A 17,773-nucleotide genomic window follows, 5' to 3' on the forward strand; every position below is an offset into this window, starting at 1 on the left:
GCGGCGACCGCGGTGTGTGGGCCTGCTACGCGCTCGTGCCCGGTGCGCTCGACGCGGTGGCCGGCGTGCTGACCGCCGGCGGCTGACACAGCACCACCCCGCCGCGCACGACCACCCGCGGTGCGGCGTGGTGCGCCAGCAGGTCGACGGTGCGGGCCGCGTCGTGCACGAGCAGGTCGGCGGGGCCGCCGACGCGCAGCCCGTACCCGGTCAGCCCGAGCACCCGGGCGGCCGACGTCGTCACCAGGTCGACGAGCACCTCCTGCTGCGGCGCCGTGCGCATGTCCAGCAGGTGCGCGGCGAGGAAGGCGACCTCGAGCAGGTTGTGCCGGCCGAAGGGGTAGTAGGCGTCCTCGATGTCGTCCTGGCCCAGCGCCACGTCGACGCCCAGCGCGACCGCGCGCTCCACCGGCAGCGCCACCGAGCCGGTGTGCGGGTCGCTGACCAGCCCCAGGCCGACCTCGCGGGCCAGCTCGAGGACGGCGGTCTGCCGCTGCGCGTCGTAGTGACCCAGCGCCCGGGCGTGGCAGGCCACGCCGCGGCCCTGCAGACCGTGCCGCCGCAGGGCCTCGGCCAGCATCCGGGTCGTGTCGCAGGACGGGTCGGGGGCGTCGTCGGTGAGCATCGCGACCCGGCGGCCCAGCCGGGCGGCGAGCGCGCAGGCCCACTCGACGTGCGCCTCCTGGTCGGCCGTCGTCTCCTCGAGCCACGGGATCCCGCCCACGACGTCCGCGCCGAGGGCCAGCGCCTCCTCCACCAGGTCGCCGGCACCCGGGTCGCGGAGCAGGCCGTCCTGCGGGAAGGCGACGACCGCGACGTCCACCCGGCCGCGGAACTCCTCGCGGGCGGCCAGCACCGCCTGCACGCCCACCAGCCCGGCGGCGGTGTCGACGTCGGCGAACGCCTGGACGTGCAGGACGCCGTGCCGTTCGCCGTCGGCGAGCGCCTGCCGGACGGCGGGGAGCAGCCGCTCGACGCTGTACTGCTCCTTCACCGCCCGGGCCAGGTCGATGCCGCGGGCGGAGTCGGCCATCCCGTCGCCGGTGTAGGCCTGCAGCGCCGCGTCACCGACCCAGGGCAGCGTGCGGACCTTGTCCAGGTGCAGGTGGGCGTCGACGAACGGCTCGGTGACCAGCCCGCCGGCGGCGTCGACCACCGGGACCCCGGCCGGCCGGGGCAGCTCCCCGGCCGGGACGACGGCGGTCACCACCCCGTCGGCGCAGGCCATGTCGACGACGGAACCGTCCCGCAGCCGCGCGGCGGTCACGACCAGGGACCCGGGGCTCTCAGAGGTGGTCACCCGGCAGTCGTAGCAGCCGCAGATGTCGTGCCGGTGACCTCAGACCGTGGAGCCGGCCTCCTGCGGCACGGCGACCGGCGGCCGCACCCGCCCCCGCCGACGGGAGATCGCGACACCGGCCAGGCAGACCGCCCCGCCGACCGCGGCCAGCGCCGGCGGGACCTCGTCGAGCAGCCACCAGCCAAGGAGCACGACGATCGGCGGCACCAGGTAGGTGGTGGCACCCAGCCGGCCGGCGTCCATCCGGGACAGCGCGTACGCCCAGGTGCTGAAGGCCAGGGCCGTGGGGACGGCGCCGAGGTAGACCATGCCCGCGATCGAGGACCCGGGCGCCGACCCCAGGTCGGCGACGAGGGCGCCGGCCCACGGCAGGCAGCAGACCGTGCCCATCGCGCACGCGGTGAACGTCACCTGCAGCGGCGGCAGCCGGCGCAGCAGCGGTTTCTGCGCCACCACCCCGGCGGCGTAGGTGACCGCCGCGACCACGCAGAGCACGACGCCGACCAGGTCGGCCCCGGCGTCCCGGGTGGCGAACCCGATGAGCAGGACCCCGCAGAACGCGACGCCCAGCCCGACGACCAGCCAGCGCGGGAAGCCCTCGCCGAGCAGCAGCCCGGCGAAGACGGCGATGAGCACCGGCCCGATGTTCACCAGCATCGCGGTGGTGCCGGCGTCCAGGTGCTGCTCGGCGGCGTTGAGCGCCAGGTTGTAGATGCCGAACCAGCCGACCCCGCAGACGACCAGCAGCCGCCACTCCGCGGCGGTGGGCCGGGTCCAGCCGCGCGGGGCGAGCAGCGCGCCGAGCACCACTGTGCCGACGGCGAGCCTGCCCAGCGCCAGCGCGCCGGGCGAGAGGTCCTCCCCCACCGCCCGGATGCCGATGAACGCCGACGCCCAGGCCAGCACGGTGACCGCGACGGCGAGCAGGGTCAGCGGGGCGCGGGTCGCGGTGGGCACAGGGAGGACCCTAGGGATCCCCTCCGACAGGGTCCGGCGGTTTCCGGTCGCGGCACTGCGGCTGGCCGTCCTGCCCCGCACATCGGCCGGATCGTTGCGGTCGTCCCGTCGGGTCGGTGGGATGGGGCACCATGCCGGCATGCCGACGGAGTCCCGCCACCTGACCGTGTCCATCGAGCGACCGGCGGACCGCGTGTACGCCTACGTCCGGGACCCGGCCCACCTGCCCGAGTGGGCGGCCGGGCTGGCCGCGGGCATCCGGCGGGAGCGGGGCGAGTGGGTGGCCGACTCCCCGATGGGACGGGTCCTGGTGCGGTTCGTACCGGTCAACGAGTACGGCGTCCTGGACCACGACGTCGTCCTGCCCGACGGGACCACGACCACCAACCCGGTCCGGGTGCTCGCCGACGGCGCGGACAGCGAGGTGGTCTTCACCCTGCGCCGCCAGCCCGGCACGACCGACGAGGCGTTCGCCGCCGACGCCGAGGCGATCACCGCCGACCTCGCCACCCTCAAGCGGGTGCTCGAGGCGGACTGACCGCTCCCGCCTGCGCCCCCGGACGCAGACCTGCCCGGCCCCCGGGGACGGGGAGCCGGGCCGGCCGGAGCCTGTGACTAGTGCGAGCGGTCGTTCCGGTCGTAGCGCGAGCGGTCGTTCTCGTCGACGTCGGAAGGGTCCGCCCCGCCGGCGTCGACCGTGTGCCGGCCGGTGGAACCCAGGGCGGGCCCGGTGCCACCCTCGAAGCCGCGCTCCTCGTGCAGGGCGGCCTTCATCTCCGCGGGCGCCAGCGCCCGGGCCAGGTGCCAGCCCACCACTGCGACGATCGTGCCGAGCGAGATGCCGCCGAGGGAGAAGTTGTCGGTGAACTGCAGGTTGACGTTGCCGATCCCGATGATGATCCCGGCGGCCAGCGGCACCAGGTTGATCGGGTTGGCGAAGTCGACCCGGTTCTCCTTCCAGATCTTGGCGCCCAGCAGGCCGATCATCCCGTACAGGACGACGGTGATCCCGCCGAGCACGCCGCCGGGGGTCGCGTTGACGATCGCGCCGAACTTGGGCACCAGGCCGAGCAGGATGGCCACGATCGCGGCCACGTAGTAAGCCGCCGTCGAGTAGACGCGGGTGGCGGCCATGACGCCGATGTTCTCCGCGTAGGTAGTCGTCGGCGAGCCACCGACCGAGGTGGCGACGACGGTGCCGATGCCGTCGGCGAACACCGCGCGGCCGAGGACCGGGTCCAGGTTCCGCTTGGTCATCTCACCGACCGCCTTGACGTGGCCGGCGTTCTCGGCGACCAGGGCGATGACGGCGGGCAGCACCAGCAGCGAGAAGTTGAGGCCGAAGGACGGCGCGGTGAGGTCCGGGAACCCGAACCAGTCGGCCTGGCCGACACCGTCGAGGTTCACGCGGTCGTGCAGCGTCGGCTCGGTCGCGCCGCCCAGGACGGAGTTGATCGGGCCGGCGGTGGCGTCGAGCAGCAGCGAGAGCAGGTAGCCAAAGACCAGGCCGAGCAGGATCGAGATGCGGGCCCAGAAGCCGCGCAGCGCCAGCGACACGACGATGACGAAGGCCATCGTCGCCAGCGCGACCCACTGGTCCTGCGGCCAGTACGTGGCGGCGGCGACCGGTGCCAGGTTGAAGCCGATCAGCAGCACCACGGCGCCGGTGACGGCCGGCGGCAGCACCCGGTTGACCACGGCCGGACCGGCGGCCTGGATCAGCAGGCCGACCAACGCCAGCACGATGCCGGAGACCAGGATCGCGCCGACGACGTCGCCGCTGTCACCGCCCTGCGCCCGCACCGCGGCCACGCCACCGACGAACGAGGCGCTGGTGCCCAGGTAGGAGGGCACCTTCCCCTGCACGATGAGCAGGAAGATGATCGTCGCGATGCCGCTCATCAGGATCGCGAGGTTCGCGTCCAGCCCCATGATGAGCGGGAAGACGAACGTCGCCCCGAACATCGCGACGACGTGCTGCGCCCCGATCCCGACCGTCAACGGCCACGAGAGCCGTTCGTCGGGGGCCACCGCCTCACCCAGCGGCGGGGTCTTGCCGTCCCCGTAGAGCTTCCAGCCGAACGCCATCAGGTCCTCCTCGAGCGGCCGCTGAGCCGAAGTAGCTCAGCGCTGAGGAATCGCACAGTGGCAGACCGGACGCGCCGACACCAGAGGTTGTCGGACACGTTCCCGTCACGGCAACGAGCGGTAACCGTGCCGGAACGCGCCCGACTCAGACGAGCGACTCCAGGCCGTCGTCCAGGACCAGGGCCGCGATGCTCTCCACCGGCGGCCGGTGCGGCTGGTCCAGCCCGCGCATCCGCGCGGCGTGCAGGGCCAGCAGCAGGTTCAGCCGCAGCGTCGGGTCGGTGGTGAAGGGCCCGAGCAGCCGCTCGAGCTTGCCGATCCGGTACCGCATCGTGTTGTAGTGGAAGTGCAGCCGGCGCGCGGACTCGGCAACGTTGAGGTTGGTCTCCAGCAGCACCCGCAGCGTGTCGCGCAGGTCGGTGGAGTCCGGGTCGCCGGAGTCGGCCAGCGGCCCGAGCACCTCGTCGACGTAGGACCGCAGCTCGTTGCTGTCCGGGATCAGCGACAGCAGCCGGAACACCCCGAGCTGGTCGAAGTGGGTGACTGCGTGCCCGCCGTGGATCTCCTGGCCCACGACCAGCGCGCGCTGCGCCTGCTGGTAGGCCTCGGCCAGTGCCGACAGCGACTCCGCCGGGCGCCCGATGCCGGTGCCCAGCAGCCGGCCGACCCGGCGCAGCCGCGCGTTGACCCGGGCGGTGACCGCGGCGACCAGGGCGGAGAGCTCCTCGGGGGTGCGCCCGTCCAGCGGCAGCACGGTGACGATCTCGGTGGCCAGCCCCGCGACCGCGGCACCGGCCACCTCGGCGTCCACCGCGGCCCGCCAGCCGTCGGCGAGGCGGTCCAGCACGTCCAGCGCCCGGGTCGGGTCGGCGCTGGCGTCGGCGACGGTCTCGGTGCCGCTGACCAGGACGACGACCGGCCCGTCGAGCCGCCAGCCGAAGGAGCGCGTGTAGGCCAGCGTCCGCTCGGTGTGGCCGACGACGCCGCCGACCAGTCGGCGCACCAGGTCGCCCTGGAAGCGCAGCTCCACGGAGTGCACGGCCTGGGAGCGGATCTCCGACAGCGCCGCGATGACGGCGGCCTGCTCGAGGACGGCACCGGCGCCGAGCAGCATCGGGCCGTGCCGGTTGACCGCGACCAGCCAGCCGTGCCGCTGCTCGCCGGCCATGATCGGCGCGACGGCGTACTCGCCCGTCCCGCCGGGCAGCTCGTGGTGGCCGGGGACGAGCAGGATCCCGTCGGCGGGTGACAGGTCGGCGTCGGCGAGCACGTCGGCCGGGGTGACCACGCTCTGGTCGGCCCGGTTCCCCGACAGCCGCCGGGAGGGCGTCAGGTCGGCGAACGCGTCGTCCGCCGCTGCGTCCAGCAGCCACAGCCAGTCACGGATCTCCGCGACCTCCTCCTGCGGACCCGCGCTGAAGGCGACCTCGCGGTCGGGGCCCAGCCCCAGCACCGCGGCGCCGGCGAGGATGGTCGACGCCTGGGCGGTCACCTCGGCCAGCCCACCGCCGGACAGCGCGACGTCGATGAACTGGTTGTGCATCCGGTTGGCGAGCGAGAGCGCCTGGGTCTGCTTGTCGATGATCGCGCCGAGCACCTCGGCGACGACCTCGTCCAGCCGGGTGCTGCTGGGCAGCGCGAGCACCGGGAAGCCGCGGCGGTCGGCCTCGGCGAGGACCTCCGCCGGCATCTCCCCCGCGACGCTGCCCGCCGCGACCTCCGAGCGGTAGGCGAGCGCGCCGCTGCCGCCGCGGTGCAGCTGCTCGATGAGCCCCCGGCTCTGCGCCGGGTCCGCCTGCGGCAACCGGCCGCCGAGCACGACCAGCACATCCGGACCGGCGCCGGCGAGCGGCTCCGCGGGGTCGTCGACGGCGACGTGCCGGACGATCCGCCGGGTGCCGGTGGCCCCGCCGACGACGACCGTGCCCTCGAGCCCGGGCAGCTGCAGCAACTGGTCGACGGTGAGCCCCATGCTGTCCTGCAGGGTGCTCCGGTCGGCCGGGGCGACCTGGGACAGGACCGGTTCGGCAGACGCCGGCCCGGTACTGAAAGTAGCCGCCCGATCGCTGTGAGCGGCGTAGATCACGGATGCCTCACGTTCAGTCACTGTACGTACCCCCAAAACGCCGCGCACGAGACATCTGCGCGAGATTCTGTCAGACGTCTCTGGACGGCAATAGCCGAGCTTGGCGAGAATCGCCATACAGGTACCGGGGACGCGCCACCTAGGTTCATCTCCCGGGACCTGTGCCGGCTCGGATGGTAGGCCGCCTGTGATCCTGCGGGTCCGTCGACCTCCGACCGGACGGACGAACCGGGACGGGGCCGGCCCACCAGCGGGCTCCGTCAGCCGCACGGGTGGAGGGCACATGCGCACCTACGAGAGCACCGGCGGACAGACTGCCGCCGGTACCCAGTCGACCACGACCCACCGCACTCCGCACTCCGGGCGGGCGGCACGGGCGGGCGTACCCACGATCCACCTGCCGCACACCTCGGACAGGCACGGATCCGGGCACGCCCGCGCCTCCGTCCCGGCCCAGGCGAGCACCGGCGTGGCCGAGCTGCTCCGCGGCCCCGTCCGGTCGGCCCGGGTGCTGCTCAGCGTGCCGGCCGCGGTGTACCTCACCGTGCAGACGCCGGCAGGTCCCGACGTCGTCGGCGTGCTGACCTCCGACGCGGCCCGGCTGCCGCTGGGCTGCGTGCTGTTCCGGCCGTCGAACGGGCGTCCGCTGGTGTCGGTGCCCAGCGGTGCCCCCGCGCAGGTGGGCGGTGGCCGGCTCGTCGTCGGCGACCTGACGGTCAGCGCCGCCTCCTGGTGGGACCCCCGGCCCAAGCTGCCCACCGCACAGCCGGCCCTGCTGCCGGAGGGGGTGCGCCAGCTGCGCGCGGCGCTCTACGGCGAGGGCGTGCCGCACAGCGCGTTCGTGCTGCCCGGCCTGCCCAGCGGTCCCAGCGGCCCGCTCGCCGCGCTGCGCGGCGCCGTCCGGCGCGCCGACCTCGACGCCGCGCTGCGCACCGCCACCCGGCTCGTCGGGCTCGGCCCCGGGCTCACCCCGGCCGGCGACGACGTGCTGGCCGGCACCACCGCCGGGCTGGTGCTCCTCGGGCACCCGGCGGCCGAGCGCTTCGGCGCCGGGGTCACCGCGCTGGCCGCGGGCCGGACCACCGAGCTCTCCCGGGCACTGCTGCGGCACGCCGCGGCCGGCCGGGTCAGCGGCGAGTTCGCCGCGGTGCTCCGCGGGCTGGTCGGCGACGGGGCGCTCGCCCCGGCGATCCGGGCGCTGCTGGCGACCGGCTCGACCAGCGGCCGGGCCCTGGGCCTCGGGCTCTGCACCGCGATCGACCTGGTGGACCGCACCACGCGGCCGCGCTGACCGCGACGCCCCGGGTCAGCCGCCCGGGGCGGGCAGCAGCGGACCCAGCGAGCTCCACTGGGCGAGCTGGCAGCCGTTGGTGCGGGCGAGGGCGAGGTCCACGTCGGCACCGGCCCACCGGCCGGTGACCTGCGCGGTCTCCGGCCCGCCGTACTGCTGGCTGCACACCTGGTCACCCGGTAGGGGCGCGAAGGGGTCGGTGAGCCCCTGCAGGTGGGCGCACACCGCCGCGGGGTCCGGCAGGTCGCCGCTGACCGGGTCGCCGCAGCTCAGCGTGTAGCGCTCGGGCTCCCCGCCCTCGCCGCGGTCCAGGACGACGACCAGCTCCCCGGTGACCGGTGCCGCGGACGAGGGAGCCGGCGACGAGGACGACGGCGACGCGCTCTCGGAGCCGCTACCGCAGCCGGCGAGCAGCACGCCCAGCACCACGGCTCCCATGACCCCGGTGCAGGGTCCCGCCGCGAGCCGAGGTGACGTGCTGGAACGGCCACCCTTCAGGGCCCCGCGCCGAGCGTGCGAGGCGTGGGGGGAAGGGTGGTCCTTCATCAGATGCGGGAGGCGGCGATGCTGGTGACGAGGATCGCGCGCGCGCCGAGCTCCCACAGCTCGTCCATCACCCGGTTGGTGTCGGTGCTGCGGATCATCGCCCGCACCGCCGACCAGCCCTCGGTCTGCAGCGGGCTGACCGTCGGGCCCTCCAGGCCCGGGGTGACCGCGGTCGCCCGGGCCAGCAGGTCGTTGGGGCAGTCGTAGTCGAGCATCACGTACTGCCGGGCCACCAATACGCCCTTGAGCCGGCGCATCAGCTGGGCGACCTGCGGGATCTCCTCGGCGCCGGTCCGGCGGACGAGCACCGCCTCGCTGGCCAGCACCGGGTCGCCGATGATCCGCAGGCCGGCCGCGCGCAGCGTCGTCCCGGTCTCGACGACGTCGCACACCGCGTCGGCGACCCCGAGCCGGCAGGCGGTCTCGACCGCGCCGTCCAGCTTGACGACCGAGGCTTTGATGCCCGACTCGTCCAGGAACCGCTGCAGCAGCCCGGGGTAGGCGGTGGCGATCCGCTTTCCCTCCAGCTTGGCCACCTCGTCGACCGGGGAGTCGGCGGGGCTGGCGAAGCGGAAGGACGAGCGGCCGAAGCCCAGCGTCATGACCTCGGCGGCGACGGCACCCTCGCCGTCCGTCGGGGTGGTCTCCAGCAGCATGTCGCGCCCGGTGATCCCGACGTCCAGGGTCCCGGCGGCGACGTAGACGGCGATGTCCCGCGGCCGGAGGTAGAAGAACTCGGTGTCGTTCTCCGGGTCGTAGACCGCCAGCTCGCTGGTGGTGCGGCGCTGCCGGTACCCGCTCTCGGCGAGCATCGCCGCCGCGGGTTCGCTCAGGACGCCCTTGTTGGGCACGGCGACGCGCAGCACGGGAGAGCTCCTAGGTGAGGTGATGGAAGGCCCCGCGTCGGGGGCGAGGGGGTCCTTCTTCAGAGGTGAGCGTAGACGTCGTCGAGGGAGAGCCCACGCGTGAGCATGAGCACCTGCACCCGGTAGAGGAGCTGGCTGATCTCCTCCGCCGTCCGGCCGGCGTCCTCGAACTCGGCGGCCATCCAGGACTCGGCGGCCTCCTCGACGACCTTCTTGCCGGCCGCGTGCACGCCGTCCCGGACGGCGGTGACGGTGCCCGATCCAGGGTCGCCGGCCGCGACCTTCCCGCTCAGCTCGGCGAAGAGCTCGTCGAAGGACTTCACGCCTGCGCCACGCCGAAGCCGGTGCTCTGCCGCGGGGTGCGCAGGTCGCGCAGGACGAGCGCGGTCTGCAGGGCGGCGGCGGTGGCCTCCCAGCCCTTGTCCTCGGCCGAGTCGTCCATGCCGGCCCGGTCGCGGGCCTGCTGCTCGCCCTCGGTGGTGAGCACGCCGTTGCCCACCGGCTTGCCGGAGTCCAGCGCGACGCGGGTCAGGCCGGCGGTGAAGGAGTCGCAGACGTACTCGAAGTGCGGGGTCCCGCCGCGCACCACGACACCGAGGGCGACCACGGCGTCGTGGGTGGCGGCCAGCGCCTGGGCCACGACCGGCAGCTCGATGGCGCCGGGCACCCGGACGACGGTCGGCTCGGGCACACCCGAGGCCTCGGCGCAGGCGACGGCCCGGCGGAGCAGCGACTCGGTGATCTCCGCGTGCCAGGTGGTGGCCACGATGCCCAGGGTCAGGCCGGCCGCGTCGACCGGCTGCTGCGTGGGCGCTCCGGACCCGCTCATACCGGCTGCTCGTTCTGGCGCATCGGGACGTCGCTCCCCTCGGCGGCCGCGGGGCCGTCCGGTTCGATGATCTCCAACAGGTGTCCCATCCGGTCCCGCTTGGTGCGCAGGTAACCGACGTTGTCCGCGGTCACGTGCGTGGGCAGCGAGACCCGACCGGTGATCTTGAGACCGTAGCCCTCCAGCCCGGCGCGCTTGGCCGGGTTGTTGGTCAGCAGCCGCATGGTGTGCACGCCGAGGTCGACCAGGATCTGCGCGCCGGTGCCGTAGTCGCGGGCGTCGGCGGGCAGGCCGAGGTCGAGGTTGGCGTCGACGGTGTCCACGCCGGTGTCCTGCAGCTGGTAGGCCTGCAGCTTGTGCAGCAGGCCGATCCCCCGGCCCTCGTGCCCGCGGATGTACAGCACGACGCCGCGGCCCTCGTGCGCGACGGCGGCCAGCGCGGCGTCCAGCTGGGGGCCGCAGTCGCAGCGCAGCGAGCCGAAGACGTCCCCGGTGAGGCACTCGGAGTGCACCCGGACCAGGACGTCCTCGCCGTCGGCGAGGTCGCCGTAGACGAAGGCGACGTGCTCGCGCTCGTCGTAGGAGCTGCGGTAGCCCACGGCGGTGAACTCCCCCGCGCGCAGCGGCACCCGCGCCTCGGCGACCCGCTCGACCAGCTTGTCGAAGCGCTTGCGGTAGGCGATCAGGTCGGCGATGGAGACCATCACCAGGTCGTGCTCGTCGGCGAAGACGCGGAGCTCCTCGCCGCGCGCCATGCCGATCGGGTCCTTCTCGCTGACGATCTCGCACAGCGTCCCGGAGGGGCGCAGGCCGGCCAGGACGGCGAGGTCGACGGCGGCCTCGGTGTGACCGGGCCGGCGGAGCACCCCGCCGTCCTTGGCGCGCAGCGGCACGATGTGGCCGGGGCGGGCCAGGTCGGCGGCGTCGGACTCGGCCGAGGCCAGGGTGCGGATGGTGTGCGCCCGGTCCGAGGCGGAGATGCCGGTGGTCACGCCCTCGCGGGCGTCCACGGTCACGGTGTAGGCGGTGCCGCGGCGGTCCTGGTTCACCCGGAACATCGGCGGCAGGTCCAGCCGGTCGGCGTCCTCCTCGGTGACCGCGACGCAGATGTAGCCGGAGGTGTAGCGGACCATGAAGGCCACCAGCTCGGGGGCGGCGAGCTCGGAGGCGAAGATCAGGTCGCCCTCGTTCTCGCGGTCCTCGTCGTCGATGACGACGACGGGGCGGCCGCTCTTGATCGCCGCGATGGCGCTCTCCACGGAGTCCAGCGGGAACCCGCTCTGCACCTCGGTCACCGGCGTGCTCCCAACAGTCGCTCGACGTACTTCGCGATCACGTCCACCTCCAGGTTGACGGTGTCACCGGGAGCGCGCTCGCCCAGGGTGGTCTCACGCAGGGTGGTCGGGATGAGGCTGACCTCGAACCAGGGCTCCGGCTCGTCGGCCAGCGCGCTCACCGTCAGCGACACGCCGTCGACGGTGATCGAGCCCTTCTCGACGACGTAGCGGGCCAGGTCGGCCGGGACGGCGACCCGCACGACCTCCCAGTCGTCGCCGGGCGTGCGGGACACCACGGTGCCCACGCCGTCGACGTGGCCCTGGACGATGTGGCCGCCGAGCCGTGTCTGCGGGGTGACGGCGCGCTCGAGGTTCACCGGGTCGCCGGCCGCGACGTCGCGCAGGCTGCTGCGGCGCAGGGTCTCGGCCATCACGTCGGTGCTCCACACGGCGCTGCCGTCGTCGTCGGGCTGGACGCCGGTGACGGTCAGGCAGACGCCGTTGACCGCGATCGAGTCGCCCAGCGCGACCCCCTCCAGCGCCCTGCGCGCCCGGATGCGCAGCACCGCGCTGTCCGCGCCGTCCTCGCGCACGACCAGGGTGCCGAGCTCTTCCACGATGCCGGTGAACACCTCAGCTCCCTCCGCCGGTCGGTCCTGGCCCCCCAGTGTGCCGGGTGGACCGCAACCGGATCTGCACGTCCCCGCCCAGGCGGGTGACGTCGGTGACGTGCAGGTGCAGCGCCGAGGTGATCGTGCTGATTCCCAGGTCCCCCACCAGCGGGGTCCCGGCGCCCAGCAGCTGGGGTGCGACGTGCACCACGGCCTCGTCGACCAGGCCCGCGGCGAGGAACGCCGCGGCCAGCGTGGGGCCGCCCTCGAGCAGCACCCGGCGGACGTCGCGGTCGTGGAGCTCGGCGAGCAGGGCAGCCGGGTCCGCGGCGCGGCTGACGTGGGTCGGGGCGGCGTCGTCGTGCACGCGGGCGGTGGCCGGCACCCGGCCGCGGCGGTCGAGGACCACGCGCAGCGGCTGGCGCTCGACGTTGCGGCCCTCGGCGTCGCGGACGGTGAGCTGGGGGTCGTCGGCCAGCGCCGTCCCGGAGCCGACCAGCACGGCGTCGCAGCCGGCCCGCAGCCGGTGCACCTCCGCCCGGGCCTCGGGTCCGGTGATCCACCGGCTGGTGCCGTCGGCGGCGGCGACCCGGCCGTCGAGCGTGCTGGCCACCTTCCACACCACGTGCGGCCGGTGCTCGGTGACGCCGGTCAGCCAGGCGGCGAGCGCGCCGAGCTCCGCCTCGGCCTGCTCGGCGCCGAGCTCGACGTCGATGCCGGCCGCACGCAGCCGCGCGGCCCCGCCCCCGGCGAGCCGGGTCGGCTCGGGGACGGCGACGACGACCCGGGCGACCCCGGCGGCCACCAGCGCGTCGGCGCACGGGCCGGTGCGGCCGGTGTGCGCGCACGGCTCGAGGGTCACCACGGCGGTGCCACCGCGGGCGCGCTCGCCGGCCTGCGCCAGCGCCTGCACCTCGGCGTGCGGTCCGCCCGGCGGCGAGGTGGCGCCCTCCCCCACGACCGTGCCGGCGGCGTCGAGCAGCACCGCGCCCACCGGCGGGTTGGGGCTCGTGGTGCCCAGGACCCGGAGCCCGAGCTCCCGGGCGCGTGCCATGGCCGCCTGCTCGGCGGGGGTCACCGGGCGGCCAGTGCCCGCAGTCCGGCGATCGCCGCGGCCGGGTCCTCGGCGCCGTAGACCGCCGAGCCCGCCACGAACACGTCGGCACCGGCCTCGGCGGCCGCACCGATCGTGTCGGCGTTGATGCCGCCGTCGACCTCGAGGAACAGCTGCAGGTGACCGGTCTGCACCAGCCGGCGGGCCTCCCGGACCTTGGGGAGCACCTCGGGCATGAAGGACTGGCCGCCGAAGCCGGGCTCGACGGTCATCACCAGCAGGGTGTCGAACTCCGGGAGCACGTCGAGGTAGGCCTCCAGCGGGGTGCCCGGCTTCAGCGCCAGCCCGGCGAGCGCACCGGCGGCCCGGAGGTCGCGCGCCACGGCGCGGGGGTCGCTGCACGCCTCGGCGTGCACCGTGACGTTGCGGGCGCCGGCCTCGGCGTAGCCCGGCGCCCAGCGCTCCGGGTCCTCGATCATCAGGTGGCAGTCCAGCGGCACCGGGCTGACCCGCTGGATGGCCTGGACGACCGGCAGGCCCAGGGTCAGGTTGGGCACGAAGTGGGCGTCCATGACGTCGACGTGCACCCAGTCGGCGTCGGCGATGCGCTGCACCTCGTCGGCGAGCCGGGCGAAGTCCGCGGACAGCAGGCTGGGCGCGATCATGGGTTCCCGGGACACGGAGGAGATCGTAGGTGGCCCCCTCCCCGCCCCCCGTCGAGCGCCGTCAGCCGGGGCCGGCGACGGCGCGCTCGCGGGCGGCGGCCCACAGCAGCCGGCTGATCTGCTCCTCCCCGGGGTCGGTGAGCTGGTCCCCGGTCAGGTGCCGCCGCCGGTGGGACAGCGACGCGGCCACGCCGATCCACGGGGTGTGCAGCTCGGCCGGGTACCAGGCCACCTGACCGCCGAAGAGCCCGGGCAGCCGGCGCCGCTGCGCGGACCGGGCGATGACGACGGTCGGTGCCCCCGCCGGCCGCTGGCGCAGCAGCCAGCGCAGCGCGGCCAGGCCGTCGGCGTGGTGCACGTAGACGTCGCAGATCGAGATCACCGCCGGCTGGTCGTCCAGCGCGCGCAGCGTGAGGCCGACCAGGTTGCCGAGCGCCTCGGCGTCCCCGCGCAGGTCACCCCGGGCGACGACCAGCACGATGCCGTCGCGGTGGCGCACCTCCACGGTGAACCCGTCCGCCATCGCCACCCCCGGCCGCCGGCCTCCGCCGACTGCTGGGCGGGCTCGTTGCATCGACGGGTCGGGGTCCCGGCAAACCTGCCGGCCGGGACCCGAGGGGCAGGCGTCACACGGCGCACCGGGCCGGCTGCGCTGCGTCCCCCGGCAGGGCCGGCGGCGTTCCCGCGGGAACGCCGCCGGGTCGATGAGTCCACGGCCCGGCGCCGGTCCTCCTGGCAGCAACCGAGGAGAGGACCCGTCATGGCCGTCGACCGCCTGCTCGCCGTCGTCCCGGTGTCGGACCTGGACGCCGCCGTCCCCTGGTACGAGCGGCTGTTCGGGCGGGCACCGGACAACCGGCCGATGCCGACGCTCGCCGAGTGGCGGGTCACCGGCAACGGCTGGGTCCAGGTGCACGTGGACGCCGACCGGGCCGGCCGGTCCCTGCTCAACCTGGCCGTCGACGACCTGCCCACGCACCTGGCGGAGCTGCGCGCCCGGGACCTGGTGGCCGACGACCCGCAGACGGTGACCAAGGGCGTCCAGCTGGCCTCGGTCACCGACCCCGACGGCAACGTGGTCACCCTGATCGGCGACTTCCGGGTCGAGTACTGAGCCGCCCGGGGCGGTGCCTCAGACCGTCCGGCGCAGCAGGGCCATGAACATCGCGTCGGTGCCGTGCCGGTGCGGCCACAGCTGCGCGGCGTCCCCGCGGGCCAGCCCGGGCACCTCGGGGAACAGCGGCGCGACGGGCAGCACCTCGACGTCGTCCCGGTCCGCGACCGCGGACACGACGCCCACGGTCTCGGCCGCGTGCGGCGAGCAGGTCACGTACGCCACCACTCCCCCGGGCCGCACCGAGGCCAGCGCGCTGTCCAGCAGCCGGCGCTGCAGCTCGACCAGCGGCGCGACGTCGTCCGCGGTGCGCCGCCAGCGCACCTCGGGCCGGCGGCGGAGCGCCCCCAGCCCGGTGCAGGGCGCGTCGAGCAGCACCCGGTCGAAGGACCCGGCCGGCCAGCCCGGTTCCGTGCCGTCGGCGACGAGCACCTCGACGTCGTCCTCCCCGGCCAGCGCGCCGCGCACGAGCTCGCTGCGGCGCTCGCTGCGGTCGGCGGCGGTGAGCCGCACACCGGCGGGGCGGACGGCGGCCAGCAGCCCCGCCTTGCCGCCGGGGCCGGCGCACATGTCCAGCCAGGCGGCGTCCGGGCCCTCCAGCGGCGCGCGGACCAGCGCCAGCGCGGCGAGCTGGCTGCCCTCGTCCTGCACCGCGGCCGCCCCGGACCGGACGGCGGCGAGCTTGCCGGGGTCGCCGCCGGGCAGCCGCACCGCGTACGGCGACCAGGACCGGCTCCCCGCCGGACGCCGTGGCCAGCTCGTCCCGGTCCACGTGCCGGGCGACCAGGTGCACCTCGGGTGCGGCGTCGTCGGCGAGCAGCGCCGCCTCGATCTCGGCCGGGTCGTCGAGCGCGTCGCGGAACGCCTCGACGATCCAGCGCGGGTGGTCGGTGCGCAGCGAGAGCCGGGCGTCCTCGTCGGCCGGGGCCAGCCGCTCCAGCCAGGCCGCGCGGTCACCGCCCGCGGCGACCTTGCGCAGCACCGCGTTGACCAGGCCCGAGGCGCCGGTGCCGACGATCGCCCGGGTCAGCGCCACCGTGGTGTCGACCGCCGCGTGCGCCGGGACCCGCAGGTCGACGAGCTGGTAGGCGCCCAGCCGCAGCAGGTCCAGCACCTTGCGGTCCAGCTCGGCCAGCGGGCGGGAGACCAGGGTGGTGAGCACCGCGTCCAGGGTGCCGGTGGCCCGCAGCGTGCCGTAGGCGAGCTGCGTGGCGAAGGCGGCGTCGCGCGGCTCGAGCTGGCGCTCGCGCAGCAGCTGGGGCAGCAGCAGGTTGGCGTAGGCGTCCCGGCTGGAGACGCCGTCGAGGACGTCGTAGGCGGTGAGCCGGGCGCCGTCCAGGACCGGCCGGTGCCGCCGGGACTGCGGCCGCTGGTTGCCGGTGCCGGGGTCGTTGCGCCGCTTGTGGCCGGCGCGCCGGGCCGGGCCGGTCATGCGCCCACCTGCTCGCCCAGCCGCTCGCCGGGCTCCGGCCGGGCACCGCGCGCCCAGTCGGCTGCCGGCAGCATCCGCTTGCCGGCCGGCTGCACCTCGGTGAGCCGCACCGCACCCCGCCCGGTGCCGACGAGCACACCGGTCACGCCGACCGACAGCTCCCCCGGCTCGAGCGACAGCGAGGAGGACAGCGGCTCGACCGGCGCGAGCCGCAGCCGGTTGCCGCGCCAGGTGGTCCAGGCGCCGGGGGCCGGGGTGACCCCGCGGACCCGGCGGTCGACGACGTGGGCCGGCAGGGTCCAGTCGACCCGCGCGTCCGCCGTCTCGATCCGCGGCGCGAGGCTGACCCCCTCGGCCGGCTGCGGCTCGGCGCGCAGCGAGCCGTCGGCGATGCCGTCGAGGGTGGCGACCAGCAGCCCGGCACCGCTGACCGCCAGCCGGTCGAGCAGGTCACCGGCGGTGTCGCGGGGGCCGATCGGCTCGGTGACGACGCCGAAGACCGGGCCGGTGTCCAGGCCCGCCTCCAGCTGGAACGTCGCCGCACCGGTGACCTCGTCACCGGCCATGACCGCGTGCTGCACCGGGGCGGCACCGCGCCAGGCCGGCAGCAGCGAGAAGTGCAGGTTGACCCAGCCGTGCCGGGGCAGGTCCAGTGCCGCCGGCGGGACCAGCGCGCCGTAGGCCACCACCGGGGCGCAGTCGACGGCGAGCTCGCCCAGGGTCGTCAGGAACTCCGGCTCGCGGGGGCTCCGCGGCTGGAGCACGGGGATGCCGGCGACGTCGGCACGCTCGGCCACCCTCGAGCGGCTGGTCCGCCGGCCACGACCGGACGGGGCGTCCGGCCGGGTGAGGACGGCGACCACCTCGTGGTCCGAGCCGAGCAGCGCGTCCAGCGCCACCACGGCCGGGGCGGGGGTGCCGGCGAACAGGAGCCTCAGTGGGGGCTCACCTTCACGACCGGCGCCGGGAGGGGCGAGCCGTCGGGCAGGTAGGCCTGCTCGCCCTGCCAGGCAGCGTCCTGGAGCACCGACAGCGCCGCCTCGCGGGCCTCGGCGTCCAGCCGGTCGACGAACAGCACGCCGTCGAGGTGGTCGGTCTCGTGCTGGATGGCGCGGGCCAGCTTGTGCGAGCCCTCGACCCGGATCGGCTCGCCGTGCATGTTCCAGCCGGTGGCGGCCACGTAGAGGTGCCGGCGGCAGTCAAAGCGGAAGCCGGGGATCGACAGGCAGCCCTCGGCGTCCTCCTCGGTCTCCTCGCCCACCGGCGTGACGTCGGGGTTGACCAGGTGACCGACCTCGCCGTCGACGTACCAGGTGAAGACCCGCAGGCCGACGCCGATCTGCGGCGCGGCTATGCCCGCACCGCCGGCGGCGTGCATGGTGTCGGTCAGGTCGGCGACGAGCTGGCGCAGCTCCGCGTCGAAGTCGACGACGGGGGCGGCCGGGGTGCGCAGCACCGGGTCGCCCATGATCCGGATGGGGGTGACGCTCACCGGACGATCGTAGGTGCCGCGCCGCGCGCCGCCGCAGGGCGACGTCGCTACGGTGCCCTCGTGACCCCGATCACGGCCCATCACGCCCGCGCCCTGGTGAGCAGCACCGTCGACGGACTGTCGGTCGGGCTGGCCGAGGCGGCCCTCGACCACCCGGCCCGCTCC

At 75.3% G+C, this 17,773-nt stretch carries 19 protein-coding genes and 1 pseudogene; 3 read left to right on the top strand and 17 right to left on the bottom strand.

All coding sequences use genetic code 11. From position 1 onward, the window contains the following. Positions 1–25: 25 nt before the first annotated feature. Both MODMU_RS15660 and MODMU_RS15665 read right to left on the bottom strand, forming a co-directional pair. Entirely contained in the window at positions 26–1,300 is a 1,275-nt protein-coding gene (locus MODMU_RS15660; protein ID WP_166503512.1) for an amidohydrolase family protein, read from the bottom strand. 39 nt (positions 1,301–1,339) lie between these two features. Further along, positions 1,340–2,257, bottom strand: a complete 918-nt coding sequence (locus MODMU_RS15665) for a DMT family transporter (protein ID WP_014741285.1) — start codon at positions 2,255–2,257, stop codon at positions 1,340–1,342. A gap of 139 nt (positions 2,258–2,396) precedes the next feature. Here MODMU_RS15665 and MODMU_RS15670 point away from each other — a divergent pair, with 139 nt between their 5' ends. Further along, entirely contained in the window at positions 2,397–2,795 is a 399-nt protein-coding gene (locus tag MODMU_RS15670) for an SRPBCC family protein (RefSeq protein WP_014741286.1), read from the top strand. Between the two features lie 77 nt (positions 2,796–2,872). On the opposite strand, the gene MODMU_RS15675 is transcribed toward MODMU_RS15670, so the two are convergent. Together MODMU_RS15675 and MODMU_RS15680 are read right to left on the bottom strand one after the other, a co-directional pair. Then, positions 2,873–4,345, bottom strand: coding sequence for a uracil-xanthine permease family protein (locus MODMU_RS15675; protein ID WP_014741287.1), 1,473 nt, complete (start codon positions 4,343–4,345; stop codon positions 2,873–2,875). Between the two features lie 145 nt (positions 4,346–4,490). Beyond that, positions 4,491–6,317 carry a PucR family transcriptional regulator gene (locus MODMU_RS15680; protein WP_166503513.1) on the bottom strand — a complete coding sequence of 609 codons (1,827 nt, stop codon included), beginning with the start codon at positions 6,315–6,317 and terminating at the stop codon, positions 4,491–4,493. A gap of 397 nt (positions 6,318–6,714) precedes the next feature. On the opposite strand from MODMU_RS15680, the gene MODMU_RS15685 reads away from it, so the two are divergent. Continuing rightward, positions 6,715–7,722: an oxamate carbamoyltransferase subunit AllH family protein gene (locus MODMU_RS15685; protein WP_014741290.1), complete on the top strand. Its 1,008-nt coding sequence runs from the start codon at positions 6,715–6,717 to the stop codon at positions 7,720–7,722. A 15-nt stretch (positions 7,723–7,737) separates the two neighbouring features. Here the strand turns inward: MODMU_RS15685 and MODMU_RS15690 are convergent, their stop codons facing one another. The 9 genes from MODMU_RS15690 to MODMU_RS15730 all read right to left on the bottom strand — a co-directional run bounded on the left by MODMU_RS15690 (position 7,738) and on the right by MODMU_RS15730 (position 14,093). Next, a complete protein-coding gene (locus MODMU_RS15690) occupies positions 7,738–8,160 on the bottom strand; it encodes an SSI family serine proteinase inhibitor (RefSeq protein WP_041795340.1) in 423 nt (140 codons plus the stop codon). Positions 8,161–8,267: 107 nt separating this feature from the next. Next, positions 8,268–9,134 (bottom strand): ATP phosphoribosyltransferase, encoded by an 867-nt coding sequence (gene hisG, locus MODMU_RS15695; RefSeq protein WP_014741292.1) that lies wholly within the window; start codon positions 9,132–9,134, stop codon positions 8,268–8,270. 59 nt (positions 9,135–9,193) lie between these two features. Next, entirely contained in the window at positions 9,194–9,457 is a 264-nt protein-coding gene (locus tag MODMU_RS15700) for a phosphoribosyl-ATP diphosphatase (protein ID WP_014741293.1), read from the bottom strand. Continuing rightward, on the bottom strand, positions 9,454–9,963 hold the full coding sequence (gene ribH, locus MODMU_RS15705) for a 6,7-dimethyl-8-ribityllumazine synthase (RefSeq protein ID WP_014741294.1): 510 nt from the start codon (positions 9,961–9,963) through the stop codon (positions 9,454–9,456). Before ribH ends, MODMU_RS15700 begins: the two co-directional genes overlap by 4 nt. Further along, complete coding sequence (locus tag MODMU_RS15710) at positions 9,960–11,258, bottom strand: bifunctional 3,4-dihydroxy-2-butanone-4-phosphate synthase/GTP cyclohydrolase II (RefSeq protein WP_014741295.1); 1,299 nt, start codon at positions 11,256–11,258, stop codon at positions 9,960–9,962. Before MODMU_RS15710 ends, ribH begins: the two co-directional genes overlap by 4 nt. Continuing rightward, the gene (locus MODMU_RS15715; RefSeq protein ID WP_014741296.1) at positions 11,255–11,872 is read right to left on the bottom strand and encodes a riboflavin synthase; all 618 of its coding nucleotides are present in this window, start codon (positions 11,870–11,872) and stop codon (positions 11,255–11,257) included. The genes MODMU_RS15710 and MODMU_RS15715 overlap by 4 nt, the downstream gene beginning before the upstream one ends. A gap of 1 nt (position 11,873) precedes the next feature. Further along, the gene (gene ribD / locus MODMU_RS15720; RefSeq protein WP_041796892.1) at positions 11,874–12,905 is read right to left on the bottom strand and encodes a bifunctional diaminohydroxyphosphoribosylaminopyrimidine deaminase/5-amino-6-(5-phosphoribosylamino)uracil reductase RibD; all 1,032 of its coding nucleotides are present in this window, start codon (positions 12,903–12,905) and stop codon (positions 11,874–11,876) included. Positions 12,906–12,925: 20 nt separating this feature from the next. After that, positions 12,926–13,585, bottom strand: coding sequence for a ribulose-phosphate 3-epimerase (gene rpe / locus MODMU_RS15725; protein ID WP_014741298.1), 660 nt, complete (start codon positions 13,583–13,585; stop codon positions 12,926–12,928). A gap of 46 nt (positions 13,586–13,631) precedes the next feature. Beyond that, complete coding sequence (locus MODMU_RS15730) at positions 13,632–14,093, bottom strand: hypothetical protein (protein ID WP_014741299.1); 462 nt, start codon at positions 14,091–14,093, stop codon at positions 13,632–13,634. 237 nt (positions 14,094–14,330) lie between these two features. Between MODMU_RS15730 and MODMU_RS15735 the strand changes: the two genes are divergently transcribed. Next, positions 14,331–14,684: a VOC family protein gene (locus MODMU_RS15735; protein WP_014741300.1), complete on the top strand. Its 354-nt coding sequence runs from the start codon at positions 14,331–14,333 to the stop codon at positions 14,682–14,684. Between the two features lie 18 nt (positions 14,685–14,702). Here the strand turns inward: MODMU_RS15735 and MODMU_RS29595 are convergent, their stop codons facing one another. The 4 genes and pseudogenes from MODMU_RS29595 to def all read right to left on the bottom strand — a co-directional run bounded on the left by MODMU_RS29595 (position 14,703) and on the right by def (position 17,608). Further along, positions 14,703–15,395 (bottom strand): RsmB/NOP family class I SAM-dependent RNA methyltransferase, encoded by a 693-nt coding sequence (locus MODMU_RS29595; RefSeq protein WP_014741302.1) that lies wholly within the window; start codon positions 15,393–15,395, stop codon positions 14,703–14,705. A gap of 313 nt (positions 15,396–15,708) precedes the next feature. Then, a pseudogene (locus MODMU_RS29600) lies at positions 15,709–16,116 on the bottom strand (transcription antitermination protein NusB); the annotation flags it as partial. Then, on the bottom strand, positions 16,113–17,054 hold the full coding sequence (fmt, locus tag MODMU_RS15745; protein WP_041795343.1) for a methionyl-tRNA formyltransferase: 942 nt from the start codon (positions 17,052–17,054) through the stop codon (positions 16,113–16,115). The pseudogene MODMU_RS29600 and the gene fmt, both read right to left, overlap by 4 nt. Then, complete coding sequence (gene def, locus MODMU_RS15750; protein ID WP_014741304.1) at positions 17,051–17,608, bottom strand: peptide deformylase; 558 nt, start codon at positions 17,606–17,608, stop codon at positions 17,051–17,053. Before def ends, fmt begins: the two co-directional genes overlap by 4 nt. Positions 17,609–17,773: the final 165 nt, after the last annotated feature.

The sequence above is a fragment of the Modestobacter italicus genome, assembly GCF_000306785.1.
GTDB classification, from domain to species: domain Bacteria; phylum Actinomycetota; class Actinomycetes; order Mycobacteriales; family Geodermatophilaceae; genus Modestobacter; species Modestobacter italicus.

What these genes read in the sequence shown, in the direction of transcription:
- MODMU_RS15670 (WP_014741286.1), top strand. Translation starts at nt 2,397, where the DNA reads ATGCCGACGGAGTCCCGCCACCTGACCGTGTCCATCGAGCGACCGGCG.
- MODMU_RS15675 (WP_014741287.1), bottom strand. Translation starts at nt 4,345, where the DNA reads ATGGCGTTCGGCTGGAAGCTCTACGGGGACGGCAAGACCCCGCCGCTG.
- MODMU_RS15680 (WP_166503513.1), bottom strand. Translation starts at nt 6,317, where the DNA reads ATGGGGCTCACCGTCGACCAGTTGCTGCAGCTGCCCGGGCTCGAGGGC.
- MODMU_RS15685 (WP_014741290.1), top strand. Translation starts at nt 6,715, where the DNA reads ATGCGCACCTACGAGAGCACCGGCGGACAGACTGCCGCCGGTACCCAG.
- MODMU_RS15690 (WP_041795340.1), bottom strand. Translation starts at nt 8,160, where the DNA reads ATGGGAGCCGTGGTGCTGGGCGTGCTGCTCGCCGGCTGCGGTAGCGGC.
- ribH (WP_014741294.1), bottom strand. Translation starts at nt 9,963, where the DNA reads ATGAGCGGGTCCGGAGCGCCCACGCAGCAGCCGGTCGACGCGGCCGGC.
- ribD (WP_041796892.1), bottom strand. Translation starts at nt 12,905, where the DNA reads ATGGCACGCGCCCGGGAGCTCGGGCTCCGGGTCCTGGGCACCACGAGC.
- MODMU_RS15730 (WP_014741299.1), bottom strand. Translation starts at nt 14,093, where the DNA reads ATGGCGGACGGGTTCACCGTGGAGGTGCGCCACCGCGACGGCATCGTG.
- MODMU_RS15735 (WP_014741300.1), top strand. Translation starts at nt 14,331, where the DNA reads ATGGCCGTCGACCGCCTGCTCGCCGTCGTCCCGGTGTCGGACCTGGAC.